We start from the raw sequence: 18,822 nt of genomic DNA, 5'->3' as shown, positions 1-18,822 counted from the left end.
TCGCCGCGTTGCTCCTGAACTTCGGCGATTTCGCACGATTCTCGCGCAACGAGAGGTCGATGAAGATCGGCAATTTCCTCGGCTTGCCGGTGAACTTCATCGTCTTCGCGATCATCACCGTGATCGTCACGGCCGGCACCGTTCAGGTCTTCGGCAAGGCGATCATGGACCCGATCGAGATCGTGGAGCGTATCGGCAATCCGTGGGTCGTGGCGCTGGGATCGATCACCTTCATCGTCGCCACGATGGGCATCAACATCGTCGCGAACTTCGTTTCCCCGGCCTACGACATCGCCAACCTCCACCCGGAGAAGATCGACTTCCGCCTGGGTGGGCTCATCACCTCGATCCTGTCGGTCATGGTCTGCCCCTGGATCTTCGTCTCTAGTCCTTCGGCGATCACGCTGTTCGTGAGCGTCTTCGGCGCGATCCTCGGACCGATGTTCGGGATCATGGTGGCAGACTACTACATCGTCAAACGTCAGAACGTGGTGATCGAGGATCTCTATACGATGGACCCGAACGGCTCGCTCTATTTCGAGGGTGGCTGGAACAGGAGGGCGATCATTGCCCTCGTTGGTGCCGGCATCGTCTCCATCGGGTTCGCTGCCATGGGCGCCTACGGCATCGTACCGAACGGCGGCGATTGGGGCTGGTTGATTGGTGCGGTTCTCGGCGCGGCCTTCCACGTCCTGCTGATGGGAAGATCGCCAGTTATTGTGCCGCGCACGGCAGGCGCGGCGGCCTGAATTTCTTGGTGCTCGCCATTAACCGTCGATGGAAAGGAGGCGCCAAACTCCTTTCCACTTTCTGCGACCCAATGAATGTCTGCTTAGAGGAGCACCTAAAAGCGCAGTCTTCGGTAGAGTTGGGTCGGATGCGGAACGTCCGCTTACGGACGCAAGGCCGGAGTTCGCTTGCCACCCTCAGCCGAAGTTGCCGGACGGCCGACGAATGGCCGCTTTCAGGAAGAACGCCGGGCAATCCATGCGGCTGGGTTGGGTCGGGTGCAGTCGGTACCGAGCGTTAAATCCTAACCGCTACTCGACAACTTGGGGCAACTTAGCGCGACCTAAGGCACGTGCTCGCGCTGCTGCGGGCGGTCTTGGCTTCGATGGAACGGTATCACAGGACGGATACGGCATTCTTCGCCAGTGCTATCATGCGGCATGTTCGAGCACGCCCATCGTCACGCGCACCTCTGGCCCGGAGTGCCGTTGGCACTGGCATCCGCCGTCCTGTTCGGCGCATCGGCCCCCTTCGCCAAGCTGCTGTTGGGATCGGTCGACCCGCAGGCGCTGGCTGGCCTCCTGTATCTCGGTGCGGGCGTCGGCCTCGCCGCCGTCCACGGCAGCCGGTCCGCCCTCCGGATCGAGGCGCCGGAGGCCCCCCTACGCAGGTCGGACGCACCGTGGCTGCTCGCGGTGGTGCTGTTCGGGGGCGTGGCGGGTCCCCTGTTGCTGATGCTGGGGCTGGCACGGACGTCAGCGGCCTCGGGCTCGCTCCTGCTCAACCTAGAAGGGCTGGCGACCATGGGCATCGCCTGGGTGGTGTTCCGCGAGAACGTGGACCGCCGCCTCCTGCTCGGCGCGGCGGCCATCCTCGCCGGCGCCGTCGCGCTGTCGTGGCAAGGCCAAGGCGTCCATCTCGACGCGGGCGGCGGCCTGATCGCGCTGGCCTGCCTCGCCTGGGGCGTCGACAACAACCTGACCCGCAAGCTGTCCTCCGCCGATCCGGTCGTGATCGCGTTGACCAAGGGGCTCGTCGCCGGGGGCGCCAACCTGGCCATGGCCCTCGCACGCGGTGCCAGCCTGCCGCCGCCCGGCATGATCGGCTTCGCGGCCGTCGTCGGGTTCCTCGGGGTCGGCGTCAGCCTGGTGCTGTTCGTGTTCGCGTTGCGCCATCTCGGCAGCGCGCGGACGGGGGCCTACTTCTCGCTCGCCCCGTTCATCGGGGCCGTCGTCGCCTTGGTCCTGTTGCCGGAACCCGTGACCCCGCAACTCGTCGTCGCCGCGCTCCTGATGGGGGTCGGCCTCTGGCTGCACCTCGCGGAACGGCACGACCACGAGCATTCGCACGAGGCGATGGGCCATGAGCATGGGCACGTGCACGACGAACATCATCACCATGACCACGATGGTCCCGTGACCGAGCCCCACTCCCACTGGCATCGCCACCAGCCGATGCGGCACAAGCACGTGCACTACCCCGACCTTCACCATCGCCACGGACATGGTTGAGCCGGCGCGGGGGCAATCGGCGCCGCGGTCGAGTTTCGTCACCGCGGGACGTAGAACCAGCAGTACAGCGCGCACACGACGGCGATGGCCATCGCCGACATCAGGAATGACCGTCGCGCCGCCCTCAGGACATGCGGTCTGACCTTGCGTCGGCGCCTGCTTCCGCCGCCGAATTCCCCGATCTGCCGGGCGAGCTTCTTGCCGGTCATCGCCCCCTGATCCCATGCCGATGGGTTCCATGGGTCGGGGAGAGGCGCTGCAGGCCGTGACGGATCGGCACGATTACGGGACCATCTCGCCGATCAGGTCCGCCATGTGGGCACCGGCAGGGTGGCCCGTGGCGGTGCGGTGGCTCTCCGAGCAGGCGGCATAGTCCGGGCCGGACGCGGACATCACCAACTCGCGGGCGCCGTCCGGCAACGTGCGCGTCTCCAGGAACGCTCGACCCGATGGCCATACCAGCGACCCCGGGACGGGGCCCAACCGCGGTTCGCCGTAGCGGCGCACCCCCTCGCGCCGGATGGCCTCGCGGGCGGTGGCATAAGCCGGTCCGTCGAGCGGCCGCCCGACCCAGACGACCTGCTGGAGACCTTGGTCCCTGCACACCACCAGGACCACCTCGACGGTGTCGGGTCCTGAGGCGAGCGGCCGGTCGTGGAAATAGTACAGGCCGGTCAGGTTCGCCTCGCGGTCGACCATCGAGGGCTTGTCGACCCAGTCCATCGGCCCCCAAGCCAATCCGAACGGCGCCTCGCCCGCCGTCGGTTCCGCCGCCATGGCCGCGCCTGTCCACGCCACCACCGTCAGTGCGAGCGCGGGGCGGCGAGACATCGTCCTACTCCGCGGCCTGGGGCAGGACGGGGCGTGCATGGGGACCCTCCTTCTCGACGGTGGCCTTCCTCGGGGCGACGGCACCGGCGAAGCGCACGTAGAGCGCCGGCAGGACGACGAGGGTCAGCAGGGTCGCCGAGATGAGGCCGCCGATCACCACCGTCGCTAATGGGCGTTGGACCTCCGCCCCGGTCTCCGTCGCAAGGGCCATCGGCACGAACCCGAGCGATGCCACGAGGGCGGTCATCGCCACCGGCCGGAGCCGGGTCATGGCGCCTTCGAGGATCGCCTCGCGCCTCGGTCGACCTTCCGCGATGAGCTGCTTGATGTAGCTCAGCATCACCAGGCCGTTGAGGACGGCCACCCCGGACAGGGCGATGAACCCGACCGCCGCCGGGACCGAGAACGGCATGCCCCGCAGCCACAGGGCCGCGATACCGCCGGTCAGTGCCAGCGGGACCGCGCTGAACACTAGGAGGGCGTCCCGCGCCGAGTTCAGGGCCGAGAACAGCAGCAGGAAGATCAGGAAGAAGCACACCGGCACCACGACCATGAGGCGCTGGCGGGCGGAGGCCAGGTTCTCGAACTGCCCGCCCCAGGTCACGTAGTAGCCAGACGGCAGCTGCACACCGGACGCGACCTTGGCCTGGGCCTCAGCCACCAGCGAGCCGATGTCGCGGCCGCGCACGTTGGCGGTGACCACGACCCGGCGGCGGCCGTTCTCGCGCGAGATTTGGTTCGGTCCCTCGGTGACGGAGAAGCTCGCGACCTGCTTCAGGAGCACCGAGGAGGCCCGCCCGTTGACGCCCGGGGGCAGCGGCACCGGGATGTTCTCCAGGGCCTCGCGGTCCTCGCGGACCTTGTCGTTCAGGCGCACCACGATGGGGAAGCGGCGGTCACCCTCGAACACCATGCCGGCCTCGCGGCCGCCGATGGCCGCGCCGATGACGTCCTGGATCGAGGACGTGCTCAGGCCGAGGCGGGCCGCCTCCGTCTTGTTGATCTTGATCTCCAGGAACGGCAGGCCCGCCGTCTGCTCGACCTTGACGTCGTCGGCGCCCTCGGTTCCGCGCAGGATCGCGGCGACCTGGTTGGCGGCCTTCAGCATCGGCTCGAACTCCTCGCCGAACACCTTCACGGCGAGGTCGCCGCGGGTGCCGGCCAACAACTCGTTGAAGCGAAGCTGGATCGGCTGGGAGAACTCGTAGACGTTGCCGGCGAGCGCCCCGAGGGCCTTCTCGATCTGCTCCTGCAGGTCGGCCTTGGACAGGTCCGGATCGGGCCATTCCTCCTGCGGCTCCAGGATGACAAAGGTGTCGGACGAGCTCGGCGGCATCGGGTCGGAGGCGACCTCCGCGGTACCGGTCTTCGAAAAGACGTAGGCCACCTGGGGGAATCGGCTGATCGCCTGCTCGACCTTCAGCTGCATCGCCTGCGACTGGGTCAGGGAGGTCGAGGGGATGCGCTGGGCGTTCAGCGCGATGCTCTTCTCGTCGAGCTGGGGGATGAACTCCTGCCCCAGCTTGGTGAACAGGAAGCCGGCGCCGACGAGCAGCACAATGGCGACCGCGACGAAGGTCAACGGGACGCGCAGGGCGGCGCCAAGGACAGGACGGTAGGCGGCCTTGATCCCGCGGATGAGGACGTTGTCGGTCTCGGTGACCTTGCCGGTGATGACGATGGCGATCATCGCCGGCACGAAGGTGAGCGACAGGACGAAGGCCGAGACGAGGGCGATGATGACGGTCAGCGCCATCGGTTCGAACATCTTGCCCTCGACCCCGGTGAAGGTGAGGAGCGGCACGTAGACGAGGATGATGATGGCCTGCCCGTAGAGGGACGGCTTGATCATCTCCTCGGCCGAGACGCGCACGGTGACGAGGCGCTCCTCCAGGTCGAGCTTGCGACCGAGCTCGGTTTGCCGCCCGGCGAGATGGCGCAGGGCGTTCTCGGTGATGATGACGGCCCCGTCGACGATGAGGCCGAAGTCGAGCGCCCCGAGGCTCATCAGGTTGGCGCTGATGCGGCCCTGGACCATGCCGGTCATGGTCATCAGCATCGCCACCGGGATCACCAGCGCCGTGACGATGGCCGCCCGGATGTTGCCCAGCAGCAGGAACAGGATGACGATGACGAGGGCGGCGCCCTCGGCCAGGTTCTTCGCGACCGTCCGGATGGTGGCCTCGACCAGCAGGGTCCGGTTCAGGACGGTCTGGACCTCGACGCCGGGGGGGAGCGTGCGCCGGATCACCGTCATCCTCGCGTCGACGGCGGCCGAGACCGTCCTGCTGTTCTCGCCGATCAGCATCAGGGCGGTGCCGATGACGACCTCGCGCCCGTCCTCGCTACCCGACCCGGTGCGCAGGTCGCGCCCGATCCGGACCTCGGCGATGTCCGAGATGCGGACCGGCACCCCGCCGCGCGTGGTCACGACCACGGAGCCGATGTCCTCCATCGTCTCCAGGCGGCCGGCGGCACGGACGACGTAGCCCTCGCCGTTGTCCTCCAGGTAGCGGGCGCCCTGGTTGGCGTTGTTGGCCTCCAGCGCCCGGCCGATGTCGGCGAACGACAGGTCGAGGGCGGTCAGCTTCATCGGGTCGGGCTGGACGTGGTACTGCTTGTCGAAGCCGCCGATGCTGTCGACGCCGGCGACCCCCGGCACGGTCTTCACCTGGGGCCGGATGATCCAGTCCTGGACCGTGCGCAGGTAGGCGGTGCGTTCGAGCTCCGTCGTGAGCCGCTGGCCCTCCGGGGTCAGGTAGCTCCCGTCCGATTGCCAGCCGGCCTTGCCGTCCGGGGAGACCTTACGATCCTTCGGTTGGGCGTAGTGGATCGACCACATGTAGATCTCGCCGAGGCCCGTGGAGATCGGGCCCATGTGCGGCTCGGCCCCCGGCGGCAGGGTCGACTTCGCCTCGCCGATCCGCTCCGCGACCTGCTGCCGTGCGAAGTAGATGTCGAGCTTCTCGGAGAAGACGGCGGTGACCTGCGAAAAGCCGTTCCGCGAGAGCGAGCGGGTGTATTCGAGGCCCTTGATCCCGGCGAGCGCGGTCTCGACGGGGTAGGTCACCTGCTTCTCGATATCGACCGGCGAGAGCGACGGCGCCGTGGTGTTGATCTGCACCTGGTTGTTGGTGATGTCCGGCACCGCGTCGATGGGCAGCTTCGTCAGCGAGAAGACGCCGAAGCCCGCCGCCAGCAGCGACAGCAGCACCACGAGCCAGCGCTGGTGGACGGAGAAGTCGAGGATCTTCGAGATCATGATGGCCGCCCTCAGTGGTCGTGGTCGGCTTCGGCCTTGCCGAGCTCGGCCTTCAGGACGAAGGAGTTGGCCACCGCGACCTCGTCGCCGGGCTTGAGTCCGGTAAGGATCTCGTACGCGTCGTCGTCGGCCTTGCCGAGCGTCACGTCCCGGCGCTCGAAGCCGTCCGGGGTCCGTACGAACACGACCTTCTCGCCGCCGATGGTCTGGATCGCGGACTTCGGCAGCCGCACCTTCACCGGGTCGCGGGCGATCTCGACCTCGGTCGTCACGAAGGTGCCCGGCCGCCAGGCCATGTCCTTGTTCGGCAGGGCGACGATGACCCGGGCCGAGCGCGTCTCGGCGTTGAGGATCGGGCTGACGAAGACGACCGTGCCCACGCCGCGGGAGGCGTCGTCGCCTCCGACGATGGTGACCTTGGCGCCCTCGCGGACCTTCGACAGCTCCGTGGTCGGGATGGCGAGCTCGATCCACACGGAGGACAGATCGGCGACGGTGTAGACGTCGGCCGGATCGCCCTCCTTGCCGACGGCGGTTCCGACATCGACCTTGCGCTCGACCACACGGCCGGCGAGCGGGGACTTGAGCTCGTAGCGGCGCAGCGAAGATAGGTTCGGGGTGGTTTCGTCCTTCTTGGCGGACGTCGCGACCTCGGCCGCGTTCAGCCCCAGGGCCGATAGCTTCTGGCGTGCCAGGTCGACCCGAAGGGTCGCGTCCGAGTAGGCCGCCTTGGCGTTCAGAAATGCGGACTCGGCCGAGATCCGCTTGTCCCAGAGGGCCTGCTGGCGGTCGAAGTTGGTCTTCTCCAGGTCCGCCTTGACTGTCGCGGTGAGGAAGTCGCTCTTCGCCTCGGCGACCTCGCGGCTGTCGAGGATGGCCACGACCTCGCCCTTGGCGACCTCCTCGCCGAGGCGCTTGCGCATCTCGGCCACGGTTCCGACGACCCGCACGGGGACGCGAGCGATCCGGTCGGCGTCTTGGGCGATGGTGCCAGGCACCAGGAGATGTCGTGAGAGGATGCCACCCTCGACCGTGGCGAGCTTGATGTCCTGCTCGGCGGCCTGCTCGGCCGTCATCTTGATCTTGCCCTCGCCCTCATCGTCGTGGCCGTGCGCCTCGCCCTCGGCGTGCTTGTGCTCGCCGGCAGGCTTGGGCTCGGCGTCGGCATGCTCGTGGCCATGCTCGCCATGACCGTGGCCATCGTCGGCTGCGGGTGTCGCCGGCTTAGTCATGGCTGCGTTGGTCGGCGGCGCTGCCCGGGCGTTCGTCAGGCCGGCGGCGGCGAGCGCGCCCTGCACGACCTCGGACACACGGGGGAAGGCACCGCCGACGGCGATGCCGATGGCCAGGAAGGCCACGGAGAGGAGTGCACGCATGGAGGAAGGCCATTCGCCTGGGATCCGGCGAGCCGCTCAAGCGGCTTCCTGGATCCGGTTCGGATCACGCTCGATGAGGAAGCCGGCATCCGCAAGGATGGACGGCAGGCAAGCGCCACGGTCGTGGCGATGCGGCCTCAGGCGCGAGGCGGCCTCGGTAAACGGTCCGGTGAGACGGACCCGATGGCGGTGGTCACGGTCGCGTACAGAGCACGCCCGGTCGCCGGGGACGGCAACGCAGGTGCTTCGTCGACCCCAAGAGCCTGATGGCAACCGCAGTTGGCGTGACAGGCCGGGCAGGCATCGCCGTGGCCGGTGCCGGCCGCCTCGGTCGGGGCGGACACCGACAGTCCATGGCTAGCCGGGCGATGGGCCTCGGAGGAATGGACCGTGCCGGGGACGACGAGCGACAGGACCAGGACGAGCGACAGCACGCGGACGGTGGTCGCCCACCAGCCGCGCATCGTCTCGTAGGCCCTGATCCGGGGTCCCGTGGTCATGGTCGCCTTATGAACGATTCAGGGTCACCCGTACATGCCGGGTGAGCCACGACGAGGACGGAACCTCAATAGTCGTCGTGATGATGGTGGTGCCTGCGCTCGCCGTAGAACCGGCGCTCGCCATAGTACGCCCGGTCGCCGTAATCCCGGTGCGATCGGTGGATGACGACGTCGTCATGGTCGCCATGGTGGTAGCGATCGACATGGACGTCGCCGCGCCGGTCGAAGTCGCCGCCGTAGTATTGGGCGGACGCCGCGGCCGGGGCGAGGATCAGGCTGACGGCGACCAAGGCCGGAATGCGGACACGCATGGCTCGTTCCTCAAGGGATGATGCCGTCAGGATCGGCTTCGACGGTTGAACGAGGCCTGAAACCGCCGTTCATCCATCGGTGGCCGGAAGCACCGAACCGATGTCTCGCGACACGGATACAGGGCTCCTTCGGTCGCACGGGTTGAAGGCATCCCCTTACGGTCGGGCATGTTTCCGATGGCTCACACGACGTGGGCGGGGGCGAGGGTGCAGGCGGTGTCGGCGCTCGTCTCGACCTGCAGGGTGGTGTGGCCGATGCCGAACCGTTCCCTGATCCCGGCGGCGGCGTCCATCAGGAAGGCGTCGTCTGGTCGGCCGCCGGGCATCAGGAGATGGGCGGTGAGGCAGGTTTCGGTAGTGCTCATCGCCCAGACGTGCAGGTCGTGCAGGGCGGCGACCCCGGGCAGTCCTTCGAGATGGCTTTGGACCGTGTCCGGATCGATGCCCGGCGGGACGGCGGCGAGGGACAGCGTGAGGCTGTCGCGCAGGAGGCCCCAGGTGCTCCAGACGATGACCGCAACGATGGCAAGGCTGACGACGGGATCGAGCCAGGTCCACCCGGTGTAGAGGATCACGAGGCCGGCGATCACCACGCCCGCCGAGACGGCGGCGTCGGCGGCCATGTGCAGGAAGGCGCCCTTGATGTTGATGTCGCCCTTGGCCCCGGAGGCGAACAGCCAGGCGGTGATGCCGTTCACCAGGATGCCGACCGCGGCCACGATCATCACCGTCTTGCCGGCGACGGGTGCTGGTTCGCCGAAGCGCTGGATCGCCTCCCAGGCGATGGCGCCGACGGCGACCAGCAGGAACACCGCGTTGAACAGGGCCGCCAGGATCGACGAGCCCTTCATCCCGTAGGTGTAGCGGGCGCTCGGGGCGCGCTTGGCCAGCACCATGGCGACCCAGGCCACCACGAGGCCGAGCACGTCGGAAAGGTTGTGGCCGGCATCGGCCAGCAGGGCCATCGAGTTCGCCAGCACCCCGTAGGTGGCCTCGACGACGACGAATCCGACGTTGAGGGCGATGCCGATGGCGAACGCCTTCCCGAAGCTCGCCGGGGCGTGGCTGTGTCCGGGGCCGTGGGCGTGCCCGGCGTGGGCTTCGGAATGGTCGTGTCCGGCGTGGTCGTGGCGTTCCGTCATCTCGGCTTCTGGTCTGAGGGTGCAAGCATCGATGCCTAACTCCTCTACCCACTAGAGGAGCAAGCCTGCGTTTCGGCCTCGGTCAGTGCCGGTCGCTGAGACACTCGCCGTGGTCGGCCAGCACCTCGATGATGCGGCATTCCCCGACGTCGCCGCCCGAGCACTGCTCGACCATGGCCTGCATCTCCCGCCTGAGGCCGGTAAGCCGGGCGATCCGGTCGTCGATGTCGGCGAGGTGTTTCCGGGCGATGGCGTCCGCCTCCCCGCAAGGCCGATCGGGATGTCCGGCCAGGTCGAGAAGGGTTCGGATATCCGCGATCTCGAAGCCGAGCTCGCGGGCGTGCCGGATGAACCGCAGCGTCCGGACGTCGCCCTCTCCGTAGGTGCGGCGATTGCCTTCCGTACGCACCGGCGTCGGCAGCAATCCGCGTTCCTCGTAGAACCGGATCGTGGGGACCTTCACCGCGGCGCGCCGCGACAACTCCCCGATGGCGATGGGCTTCATTCCGCTTGCTCCTCTAGTCGCTGGAGGAAGTAGGGTGCCTTCGAGAGATGCGGAAGGCACCCGCCATGAGCGACGCTGCGACCCCGGACCGAACCGAGAGCCCCCCGACGCGCCTGCGCGTGACTGGGATGGACTGCGCCTCGTGCGCCGCCAAGGTCGAGAACGCCGTTCGGCGCCTACCCGGCATCGAGGACATCTCGGTCTCGGTGGCGACCGAGACGCTGACGGTGCGGCATGGACCCGCCACCGACGCCCGGGCCATCGCGGCGACGGTCCGCAGCCTGGGCTACGGCGCCGAGGCCCCCTCCGCCGACACGGTGTCGGATGCCGAACGACCTGAGCCGGTCTGGTGGCGGTCTCCGAAGGCGCTGCTGGCGTTCGCCTGCGCGGCGGCCCTGGTGCTGGCTTACGCGGTCGGCCAAGCCGCGCCGGCAACGGAGCGCTGGGCTTTCCTGGCGGCCATGGCGGTCGGCCTGGTACCGATTGCTCGACGTGCCGTCGCGGCCGCCCGGCACGGGACGCCGTTCTCCATCGAGACCCTGATGTCCGTGGCCGCCATCGGCGCGACCGCCATCGGGGCGACCGAGGAGGCGGCCACGGTCGTCTTCCTGTTCCTGGTCGGCGAGGTGCTGGAAGGGGTGGCCGCAGGCCGGGCCAGGGCGAGCATCCGCGGCCTCACCGGCCTGGTGCCGGACACGGCCCTGCTGGAGGGCGACGGATCGATGGAGCGGGTGCCCGCGGCGAGCCTGCGGGTCGGGGCGACCGTCCTGGTGAGGCCGGGTGACCGGGTCCCGGCGGACGGAACCGTCCTCGACGGGGAGAGCGCGGTGGACGAGGCGCCGGTCACCGGCGAGAGCGTGCCGCGGCGCAAGGCACCGGGCGATGCGGTGTTCGCCGGGACCGTGAACGGGGACGGCGCGCTTCGGGTGCGGGTGACCGCGGCGGCGCAGGACAACACCATCGCCCGGGTCGTGCGGCTGGTGGAGGAGGCCCAGGAGGCCAAGGCCCCGACCGAGCGCATGATCGACCGCTTCTCCCGCATCTACACCCCGGCCGTGGTCGCGGTGGCCGCCCTCGTCGCGATCCTGCCACCGCTGCTGTTAGGGGGCTCGTGGGACGGCTGGGTCTACAAGGGGCTCGCCATCCTGCTGATCGGGTGCCCCTGCGCCCTGGTCATCTCGACGCCGGCCGCCATCGCGGCGGGGCTCTCGGCAGGCGCCCGGCGGGGCCTGCTCATCAAGGGCGGCGCCGTGCTGGAACGGCTCGCCGCCGTGACCATGGTGGCCTTCGACAAGACCGGCACCCTGACCGAGGGCAAGCCCGTGGTCACCGACGTCCTGGCGTTCGGCCGGTCCGAACGGGAGGTCCTCTCCCTGGCCGCCGCGCTGGAGGCGGGCTCCTCGCATCCGCTCGCCAAGGCGGTCCTGGCCAAGGCGGCGGAAGCCGGCGCACCGATGCCTCCGGCATTCGGGTCGAAGGCGCTCGGCGGCAAGGGGATCACCGGCAATGTCGGCGGCCTCGACCTGTTCCTCGGATCGCCGCGGGAGGCGGCAGCGCGCGTGACGCTCAAGGCGGAGCAGGAGGCGCGGATCTCCACCCTGCAGGGCGAGGGCAAGACGGTCGCCGCCCTGCTGGCGAACGGGGCGTTGGTCGGGCTGTTGGGCATGCGCGACGAGCCCCGGTCCGACGCCAAGGCCGGAATCGACCGTCTCGCGGCGGAGGGCATCGGGGCGGTCATGCTGACCGGCGACAACGCCCGCACCGCCCGGTCGGTGGCGGGAACGCTCGGCATCGAGGCACGGGCCGAGCTCCTGCCGGAGGACAAGCAGCGGATCGTGCGCGAGCTCCAGGCCGGGGGTGCGGTCGTGGCGAAGGTCGGGGACGGCATCAACGACGCCCCGGCGCTCGCGGCCGCCGATGTCGGCATCGCGATGGGTGGCGGCACCGACGTCGCGCTGGAGACGGCCGATGCCGCGGTGCTGCACGGGCGCGTCGCCGACGTGGCGCGGATGGTCGAGCTATCCCGCCGGACGCTGGCGAACATCCGCGCGAACATCGCCATCGCGCTCGGACTGAAGCTCGTGTTCCTGGTCACCACCGTCGCCGGCATCACCGGTCTGTGGCCGGCCATCCTGGCTGACACCGGAGCCACGGTGCTCGTCACGGGCAATGCGCTGCGGCTGCTTGGCATGCGGCTTCGTTAGGCGAATGGCGCCTTGGCGCGGCGTGGGACGTGCGAAGCTCGAAGCCGTCGGCTTCATTCGGTAGACTTCGCTCCGTGGGCTGCGGACAGGTTGTCCCTGGAGATCGTCGTCAATCTACCTTTGACCCCTCCCGTGGACAAATCCAGAAGGCGGGTCTCCGAAAGGGGGCGCCGCCTTCACTCGTTCTCGACTTCGAAGGACGCAGAAAGCGCATCCCGCGGCCCTTCTCCGGGAACCTCCTTGCATCGCCGGAAGGGTAGGCGCCCAGGCTCTTGCGTTCCGACACCGTCGGCGCACCGAGCTAGGCTACCCATGCTTCGCATTGAGCATCACCGCTCAGAAACGACAAAGGCCGCCCTCCTTTCGGAGGCGGCCTTTGTTTTACTCTAGGTTGATTCAATGCGGAACTTTGGTGGTGAAATGCGGATCATTGGGTCGGCTATCATCAACGGCTATCAGCTAGGACTATCAGGAATAGCAGGTCGAGCATGTTGGTGACCTTGCATGCAGGGTTCGCCGCCGGGTCGAAATATCCTCATGAATTATATTAAGCATGCCGCACGCCCCGCTTCGTTAGTTGTAGAGACCTCAGCAATTAAAATTGTGTCGATTACCCCTTAATTCAGCGATTTGCTTTTGGTAAAATAATTCCGAAGTAGCTCGGCACGCCGGCGAGAGGGATCTCCGTCCGTCGCACGCGCACCCCGCCACCGGCGCTCAAGTGCGCGAGATCCAGCTTGCGCAGGTACTTCACGGGCGCGCAGAAGCCGAGCGGCTCGGGGATCGTGAACTCGTCGGTAACACGGTTGATATGGCTGATGCGCTAGTACCCATCGAGGATCTTGACGGGGGCGTTGCACCGGATTTTCCTCGAAGTCAGCGGCGATCACCGGGACTGCCCGCGGCGCGGGATCCGCATCGGGCTCCACGTCCTCCACGGGGGACGGGACCTGCCGATCGCACACCGCCGGCGGGATCTCCTCGACCCCCGTAGCCTTCCGCGCGGCGACCTCCACCATCGAGGCCTCGACCCGCGCCGATTCCCCTCGCCGGCGTTGGCTCGGGTTCGTGTTGTATTCCCAGAGCCGGTCCGCAACCTCGGCGTCGATCGTCTCGTCGGGCAGCACTGCCACCGCTATGTGACCGGATGCGATCGTCTTCCTCACCGCTTTGTGGTTTCAGCTGCTGCGGATCTCTTATGCCCGGCGGGACGGTCAAACCGGGCGGACTGCCTCGATGTCGGAGAATGCCAAGTGCAGGTGGTAGCTGTCCCATGCCGGCAGGGGCTCAGGCGAGGACGGGCTTTAGACCAAGACGATGGCCGTCGGATGCCAAGTCTTGATGGCGGCCGGCACGGCATCGAGGCTGGCGAGGGCGAGGCGCATGGGGGGCCTGACATGGAAAGGGACGGGTGGCTGAGCCAACCCGTCCCTGGAGTGTAGCTGCACAACCCGCTCCCATGGGGCTCGCGGCCCCTGCATCGGACAGCTCCCAGTGTCGGCTACAGCGGAGGCAGATGCGGCTGCTTGGGCCCGAGGCGCGACGTAAGGGCGTCAGCCGCCTTCTGCCTCTCCCACCCCCTGGAGAGCAGCTCGCGGAACGCGAGGCGCATGACCTGCCCCAGGTAGATCTCCGGCGCCGGAGGACGGGTCACGCCGGTCTTGATCCGGATCTCGTCCCGGACGTGCATCTGCTGCGAGACCATGGCGTCGACGAGGACCATGTCGAGGGTCGTGCGGTCGGCGACACGCTGGCGGTATTCGCGGTTGCGGGCGGCTGCGCTCCTGGCATCGGCGGCCGCCTTTGCGACTGGGTGCAGATCTGCACCGGGGGCGTAGGTCTCGTCATCGTCGAAGACCAAGTCGTCTGGGTCGACGTCTGCGGTGGGCAGGGACAGGAACACGGCGGCGGATCCGGAGGGAGCGATGAGCGGATCATCGCTCCCCGGGATGAAAGGATCACGGCCTTTCTCACCGGCATGAGATGTAGAACCGCAACCGTCGCGGTCGGCGGGAACGTGCGATCGTGCAATCGACAACTTGCAAATCTGAAACTGAAAAGAGGGCTGCTTACGAGGGAGAATGGGCGGAGACTGTTCGTAATACTAATAGGGACCGACCGACTTTCCCTTCCTTCCGGGCCGTTCAGACCCGTCCCAACCCTGCCGACGGCCTCTGCGCCTATTCTATTAGCATTGCGCCCCGAACAATGGTCCGCTTTTCCCCACTCCGTGCTCTTGTGAGAAGCCAAATTCGGCGTATCGTTTCGTTGCAGATTTGCAGAACGGGCCGACATGAGCACCGCTTCCAACCTTCGTCGCGTGCCAACACGCCGCTCTGCCTTCGTCCCGCAAATCCGTGGGGACTTGGCTCAGGCCCTAGTGAGCCCCGAGGCGTTCCTCGACGTCGCGCCGTCTGTGCCCCGCTCCGTTGCGTGGCTGAGGGATCGGACGCTCGCCCACAACCCGAAGGCCACGGTCCGCGACATCGCCCTGTTCGAGATGCTCGTTGCCCTCAGCGTCGTAGGAGTCGAAACTGAGGATACGATCCGCGCTGCGCGGATGTGCTCAGTCAGGCAGGCGTCGACGGTCCTCTCTGTCGGCGGTCACTCCGCACAACCACGCGAGCTCGTCGCCGCCCTTGAGAGGCTGTTCGACCGCAAGCCAGAGCCGCTGAAGCTCGGCGCGATGTTCTACTTCCACCTGCCGGGGTGGGTAGTGCCGGTGCAGCAACCGGGCACGCGATACGCGCACATCGACCTCGCCGTACTTGCCCGATTTCGCCGGCGATCGTCGCCGTTCCTCTACCGGGAGATATTGGCTCACATCGCGGCCGAGCGGATCAGGTACGAGCCGGGCGCGCCGCCTTTTGAGATGCGCATGCCACCGTCCCTTCTGGGGGACATTCTCGGCATGCTGGCGCCGGTGCACGTGGGGCAGCTGCGCCTCAGGTATCTGGATCCGGCAGTGGCCGAGATCCGCGAGCACGTCCGATTGTTCGAGATCGTCTCGGTCGCCGACGTCCACCAGGGTCGTGCCGTGACAGAGATCGTCCTCACGATCCGGATGCGGCCTCCAGAGCGGCTGGACGCCGTGCCGACGCGGCTGATCAGCGAGACGGATTTCTCGTTCATGTCGGAGCGTGGGGACGCGCCGGCCTATCGCGTCAAGCCTGCGACGCTGGTGCGCCTCGGCTCCAGCCTGCCCAGCACCGTCATGCGCAGGAAGAAGAATGGCGGCGCAAACCCGCTCTTAGGCTCCGAGATGCTCCAGCGCTACGACACCTGGCTGATCGCTCTCAACGAGGCCCTCACGAGGCGAGCGCTCACGCCGGGGTACGAGACGGGCGCCTATCGCGGGCAGCGGCTGCTCGACACGATCGAGCGCGATGGCGCTGATGCGGTCTTCTTCGCGTTCTCGCATGCCGAGGCCGCCGCCCCGGATCTGGGCCCGGTCATCGCCGAGCGGCATTCACTCCGGTGGGAAGCCGACGCGGCGCGGAAGGCGCGGGCGAAGGCGTCACGGGCTGCTGCCGCACGGGAGCGCCGGGTGGAGGTGCGGAATGCGAGGGCGGACGGCATGATGGCTCCGCCGCAGAAGCGCAGACCGAATCGTGAGGAGCCGATGCCGACCGCACCCGTCCAGTCCGCTACCGAGGCCGCTCATCCCGTTCTGTCCGCGGAGATGATCGCGATGCTCTCGACGCCTGAGGGGATGGCAGAGGGCGATCGGCTCTACAGGGAATGGGATCAGGGATTCGATTTCCCGTTCTCGCATGCCGTCAAGGCAGCGGAGCGGATCAAGGCGGCATTCCAGCGAGGCGACTTTCCGATCCTCGCAGCCGTCAATGCGGCGATGGACAATTACTACCTGCGGTCGCTGAAGCCGATCCTGAAGATCTCCTACGACTACGTCCCGGGCCTGACGAAGACGGAACAGGAGGAAGAGGCGAGCCACTGGGTGTCGCTGCTCGCTAGATGGTGGCCGAATCGCGTCAGCCTCGGCCGCTCGAAGGATCCCGTGGCTGAGATCCTGAACGATCGCGCGGTGTACCTGCGTGACCGCGCCCGGACGACGGAGACGATTAAGTCGGCGAGAGCCGCTGCGCAGGCGAGGCTCAAGGCCCCCATGCCCAGGCCAGAAACGGAGCGCTACATCAACGGGTACCAGCCCAAGCGGCGCATGCCGGCCTAGCCAAGAGCCTGATTCGTCACGTCAATAGGCGTGCGAAATTCGTTGAGGAAAACCTCGAATCGCGGATCCTCCTGTTCCGGTGACCTGGGCGGTCGATTCGGTTTTCTGGGGACAGGCGTTGAGTGCGCAGGGGCTGGTCAGGCGTGCGTGTTCGACAGCTACAACCGGTGGTGCGATGAAGCCGCCGCCACCGTCAGGGCCCACATCCGGGCAGAGGGCTACAAGCCGAAGGAACTGGCGACCCGGCTACCCAGCGTGCGAGCCGGGCGCCTAACAGACTTCATGAAGGGCAAGGGCGAATTCGCGCCCCGCGTGATCGCCTCTTATGCCGAGGCGGCCGGCCTGGAACTAGACCCGCCGAACTTCCGTAAGCGGACCAGTTGGGCGCCTCGAATCCAGAAGGACGAGCCCCGGCAGGACGGGGGCTGAGCATGGCGCGCCAGCTCGATGCCGTCTTGGACCTTTGGGCCAAGGGCTATTCGGTCGCCACGATCGTCGGCGAGACCGGATCCACGCCCGGCTCCAACTACGTGATGGTCCACAAGGCGCGGAAATGCGGTGATCGCAGGGCAAAGCCCCGGGCGTTCGCAACACGGCCCGTGACGCACCACAGCCGGGGCTTCAGCCTGGACGGGCGCCGGTCGCGAGGCCGGCGCCCTTTTTCATGCGTCAGTACGACGGGTAATCGTCGAGCGGATCCGTGTTCGGATCGGACGGCGGCTGCGGCTGAGGCGGTGACACTGCCTCCAGGCGCGAGACCAGCTCGTCGAACGCGTCCTGCGCCGGCCTCGTCGGATCCGGGTGCGGCTCCCCCGTCCGGTAAAATCGACCCTGCGTGCGGATCCAGCCCGGGCCGCGCGCCAGGATCGGGCTCGTCATCACCGGCCCGTCGGCGAGACGCGGGTGCCCGGTGCACGTGCCGTAGAGCGCCGGCTCGCCGGTGCCGGGGTACGTCGTCTCGACGTAGTCCGTCAGGAATGGAGCGGCGGCGAGGGTCCGCTCGTCGGGCATCCAGCCCGCTTCGAGGAGGTCCTGATCCCGCACGGCGTCAGCGCGACGCTTGGCGATCTCGGCGAGGGACAGGCGGGCGAAGCGCACGGGGGGGCTCCTTTCTCGGATGGTGGGCGCGGGGAACGAATCCCACAATGTCAGGGGCACAGCCGGCCTGGCGGCTGCAGCCGGTACCGGGCGCCGTCGTGGGTCAGGTCGCCCCCCGGCTCGATGGCGAGGTCCGTGTCGTAGGAGGTCTCGGCCCCGCCCATGCCGTAGCAATGCGGGGCGGAGACCTGCCCGGCGCGGTAGGCCGCCCCCCGGCAGTCCATGAGGTCGATGCCGAGCATCCCGGGCGCGGGACCGATCGTGACGTCGGGCAGGCCCGGGGCGCAGTATCGGCCGGGGGCGGGCTGCGCGGCCGCGGCCGTCGGAACGGCCAGCAGCAGGGCGATGATGAGAGTCCGGGTCATGCCGCTGCCCTCCCTTCCTCGCACCTGTCGCACTGGCAGCGGATCCAGCTGCCGCGGCGCAGCTTCCCAGGTTGCCCGCAGTCCTCACAGATCCAGGCGCTCAGGATGTCGACGGCCTCGATGATGTCCTCGGCGGCCTGGGAGTCCTTGTCGGCGTGCCAGTCCCAGCGGGCTTGGCCAAACTTTTCCTTCGTGTCGTCGGTCACGAATCCGGGCGGGAGCCCGGCGCGCACGAGAGCCTCGGCCCCAGCGCTCCAGAGCCAGTACCAGCCCGGTCCCGTCGACGGGCTCATCCGGCCGAACACGCGCCGGTGACGCCGGATCAGCTGATCGTCCCAATCCTTCGGGCAGCGCGGCGTGCCGTAGCGCCACCGCGCTTGCAGCGTGCGCGCAAGGAGATCCAGGATCACGGGACCGGGTATGGCTCCGACCGAGGGCCCGCCACCAGGCTTCCGCATCTGCTCGCGTTCCGTGGCGAGCCGGGGTGCGGTCCAGCGGATCACGGGACCACGCCGGTTCGGCACGATGGCGGTGATCTCGACCGAGCCAGCGCCCGCGTAGTCCTTGAGGGCACGGGACGCGATCAGCGCGAATTCGTTGAACAGCATGACTTCCTCCTTGCGTGCGGGGTCCGCGGATCCGTTTCATGAGCGGGGGGCCTGACGATCATCGCCGGGTGGCAGCGCCGTCGTCAGGATGAGGAGGAGCTGCGCGAGCATTCGCAGGTCTCCGGATCCGGCGCGTCCCGTGGCGTAGGCGCGGGCGCCGTGGTCGAGGACGACGACGACGGCCGCGG

General features: G+C 68.0%; 17 protein-coding genes. 5 read left to right on the top strand and 12 right to left on the bottom strand.

Translation table 11 applies throughout. The annotated features are described in order from the left end of the window. The coding region (locus FV226_RS13265) for a cytosine permease (protein ID WP_187278755.1) at positions 1 to 749 on the top strand (749 nt) is incomplete at its 5' end. A 420-nt stretch (positions 750 to 1,169) separates the two neighbouring features. After that, positions 1,170 to 2,240, top strand: a complete 1,071-nt coding sequence (locus FV226_RS13260; protein WP_147763269.1) for a DMT family transporter — start codon at positions 1,170 to 1,172, stop codon at positions 2,238 to 2,240. Between the two features lie 38 nt (positions 2,241 to 2,278). On the opposite strand, the gene FV226_RS27985 is transcribed toward FV226_RS13260, so the two are convergent. The 8 genes from FV226_RS27985 to FV226_RS13225 all read right to left on the bottom strand — a co-directional run bounded on the left by FV226_RS27985 (position 2,279) and on the right by FV226_RS13225 (position 10,167). Continuing rightward, complete coding sequence (locus tag FV226_RS27985; RefSeq protein ID WP_187272914.1) at positions 2,279 to 2,449, bottom strand: hypothetical protein; 171 nt, start codon at positions 2,447 to 2,449, stop codon at positions 2,279 to 2,281. A 73-nt stretch (positions 2,450 to 2,522) separates the two neighbouring features. Further along, complete coding sequence (locus FV226_RS13255; protein WP_147763268.1) at positions 2,523 to 3,071, bottom strand: threonyl-trna synthetase; 549 nt, start codon at positions 3,069 to 3,071, stop codon at positions 2,523 to 2,525. 4 nt (positions 3,072 to 3,075) lie between these two features. Then, positions 3,076 to 6,333 carry a CusA/CzcA family heavy metal efflux RND transporter gene (locus FV226_RS13250; RefSeq protein WP_147763267.1) on the bottom strand — a complete coding sequence of 1,086 codons (3,258 nt, stop codon included), beginning with the start codon at positions 6,331 to 6,333 and terminating at the stop codon, positions 3,076 to 3,078. Between the two features lie 11 nt (positions 6,334 to 6,344). Further along, positions 6,345 to 7,709, bottom strand: a complete 1,365-nt coding sequence (locus tag FV226_RS13245) for an efflux RND transporter periplasmic adaptor subunit (RefSeq protein WP_147763266.1) — start codon at positions 7,707 to 7,709, stop codon at positions 6,345 to 6,347. 137 nt (positions 7,710 to 7,846) lie between these two features. Next, complete coding sequence (locus FV226_RS13240; protein WP_246691596.1) at positions 7,847 to 8,209, bottom strand: hypothetical protein; 363 nt, start codon at positions 8,207 to 8,209, stop codon at positions 7,847 to 7,849. Positions 8,210 to 8,274: 65 nt separating this feature from the next. Beyond that, positions 8,275 to 8,520 (bottom strand): hypothetical protein, encoded by a 246-nt coding sequence (locus FV226_RS27980; RefSeq protein WP_187278754.1) that lies wholly within the window; start codon positions 8,518 to 8,520, stop codon positions 8,275 to 8,277. A gap of 182 nt (positions 8,521 to 8,702) precedes the next feature. Then, on the bottom strand, positions 8,703 to 9,662 hold the full coding sequence (locus FV226_RS13230) for a cation diffusion facilitator family transporter (protein ID WP_147763265.1): 960 nt from the start codon (positions 9,660 to 9,662) through the stop codon (positions 8,703 to 8,705). 82 nt (positions 9,663 to 9,744) lie between these two features. Further along, positions 9,745 to 10,167, bottom strand: a complete 423-nt coding sequence (locus FV226_RS13225; RefSeq protein ID WP_147750031.1) for a helix-turn-helix domain-containing protein — start codon at positions 10,165 to 10,167, stop codon at positions 9,745 to 9,747. A gap of 65 nt (positions 10,168 to 10,232) precedes the next feature. On the opposite strand from FV226_RS13225, the gene FV226_RS13220 reads away from it, so the two are divergent. Continuing rightward, positions 10,233 to 12,371 carry a heavy metal translocating P-type ATPase gene (locus FV226_RS13220; protein ID WP_147763264.1) on the top strand — a complete coding sequence of 713 codons (2,139 nt, stop codon included), beginning with the start codon at positions 10,233 to 10,235 and terminating at the stop codon, positions 12,369 to 12,371. A 1,501-nt stretch (positions 12,372 to 13,872) separates the two neighbouring features. On the opposite strand, the gene FV226_RS13215 is transcribed toward FV226_RS13220, so the two are convergent. Continuing rightward, complete coding sequence (locus FV226_RS13215; protein ID WP_147763263.1) at positions 13,873 to 14,274, bottom strand: hypothetical protein; 402 nt, start codon at positions 14,272 to 14,274, stop codon at positions 13,873 to 13,875. Between the two features lie 390 nt (positions 14,275 to 14,664). Between FV226_RS13215 and FV226_RS13210 the strand changes: the two genes are divergently transcribed. Both FV226_RS13210 and FV226_RS13205 read left to right on the top strand, forming a co-directional pair. After that, a complete protein-coding gene (locus FV226_RS13210) occupies positions 14,665 to 16,563 on the top strand; it encodes a hypothetical protein (protein ID WP_147763262.1) in 1,899 nt (632 codons plus the stop codon). Between the two features lie 147 nt (positions 16,564 to 16,710). Further along, positions 16,711 to 16,992: a hypothetical protein gene (locus tag FV226_RS13205; RefSeq protein ID WP_147763261.1), complete on the top strand. Its 282-nt coding sequence runs from the start codon at positions 16,711 to 16,713 to the stop codon at positions 16,990 to 16,992. A 240-nt stretch (positions 16,993 to 17,232) separates the two neighbouring features. On the opposite strand, the gene FV226_RS13200 is transcribed toward FV226_RS13205, so the two are convergent. The 3 genes from FV226_RS13200 to FV226_RS13190 are packed head-to-tail and all read right to left on the bottom strand — an operon-like array spanning position 17,233 to position 18,634. Then, positions 17,233 to 17,661, bottom strand: a complete 429-nt coding sequence (locus FV226_RS13200; protein WP_147763260.1) for a DUF6634 family protein — start codon at positions 17,659 to 17,661, stop codon at positions 17,233 to 17,235. A 50-nt stretch (positions 17,662 to 17,711) separates the two neighbouring features. Beyond that, positions 17,712 to 18,026: a hypothetical protein gene (locus tag FV226_RS13195; protein WP_147763259.1), complete on the bottom strand. Its 315-nt coding sequence runs from the start codon at positions 18,024 to 18,026 to the stop codon at positions 17,712 to 17,714. Next, positions 18,023 to 18,634, bottom strand: a complete 612-nt coding sequence (locus FV226_RS13190) for a hypothetical protein (RefSeq protein ID WP_147763258.1) — start codon at positions 18,632 to 18,634, stop codon at positions 18,023 to 18,025. The genes FV226_RS13195 and FV226_RS13190 overlap by 4 nt, the downstream gene beginning before the upstream one ends. Positions 18,635 to 18,822: the final 188 nt, after the last annotated feature.

Origin of the sequence: Methylobacterium sp. WL12 (assembly GCF_008039475.1) — a bacterium.
Taxonomy (GTDB): Bacteria; Pseudomonadota; Alphaproteobacteria; order Rhizobiales; family Beijerinckiaceae; genus Methylobacterium; species Methylobacterium cerastii.
The sequence above is the reverse complement of the archived record's forward strand: the minus strand, read 5'-3'. Positions and strand labels throughout refer to the sequence as shown.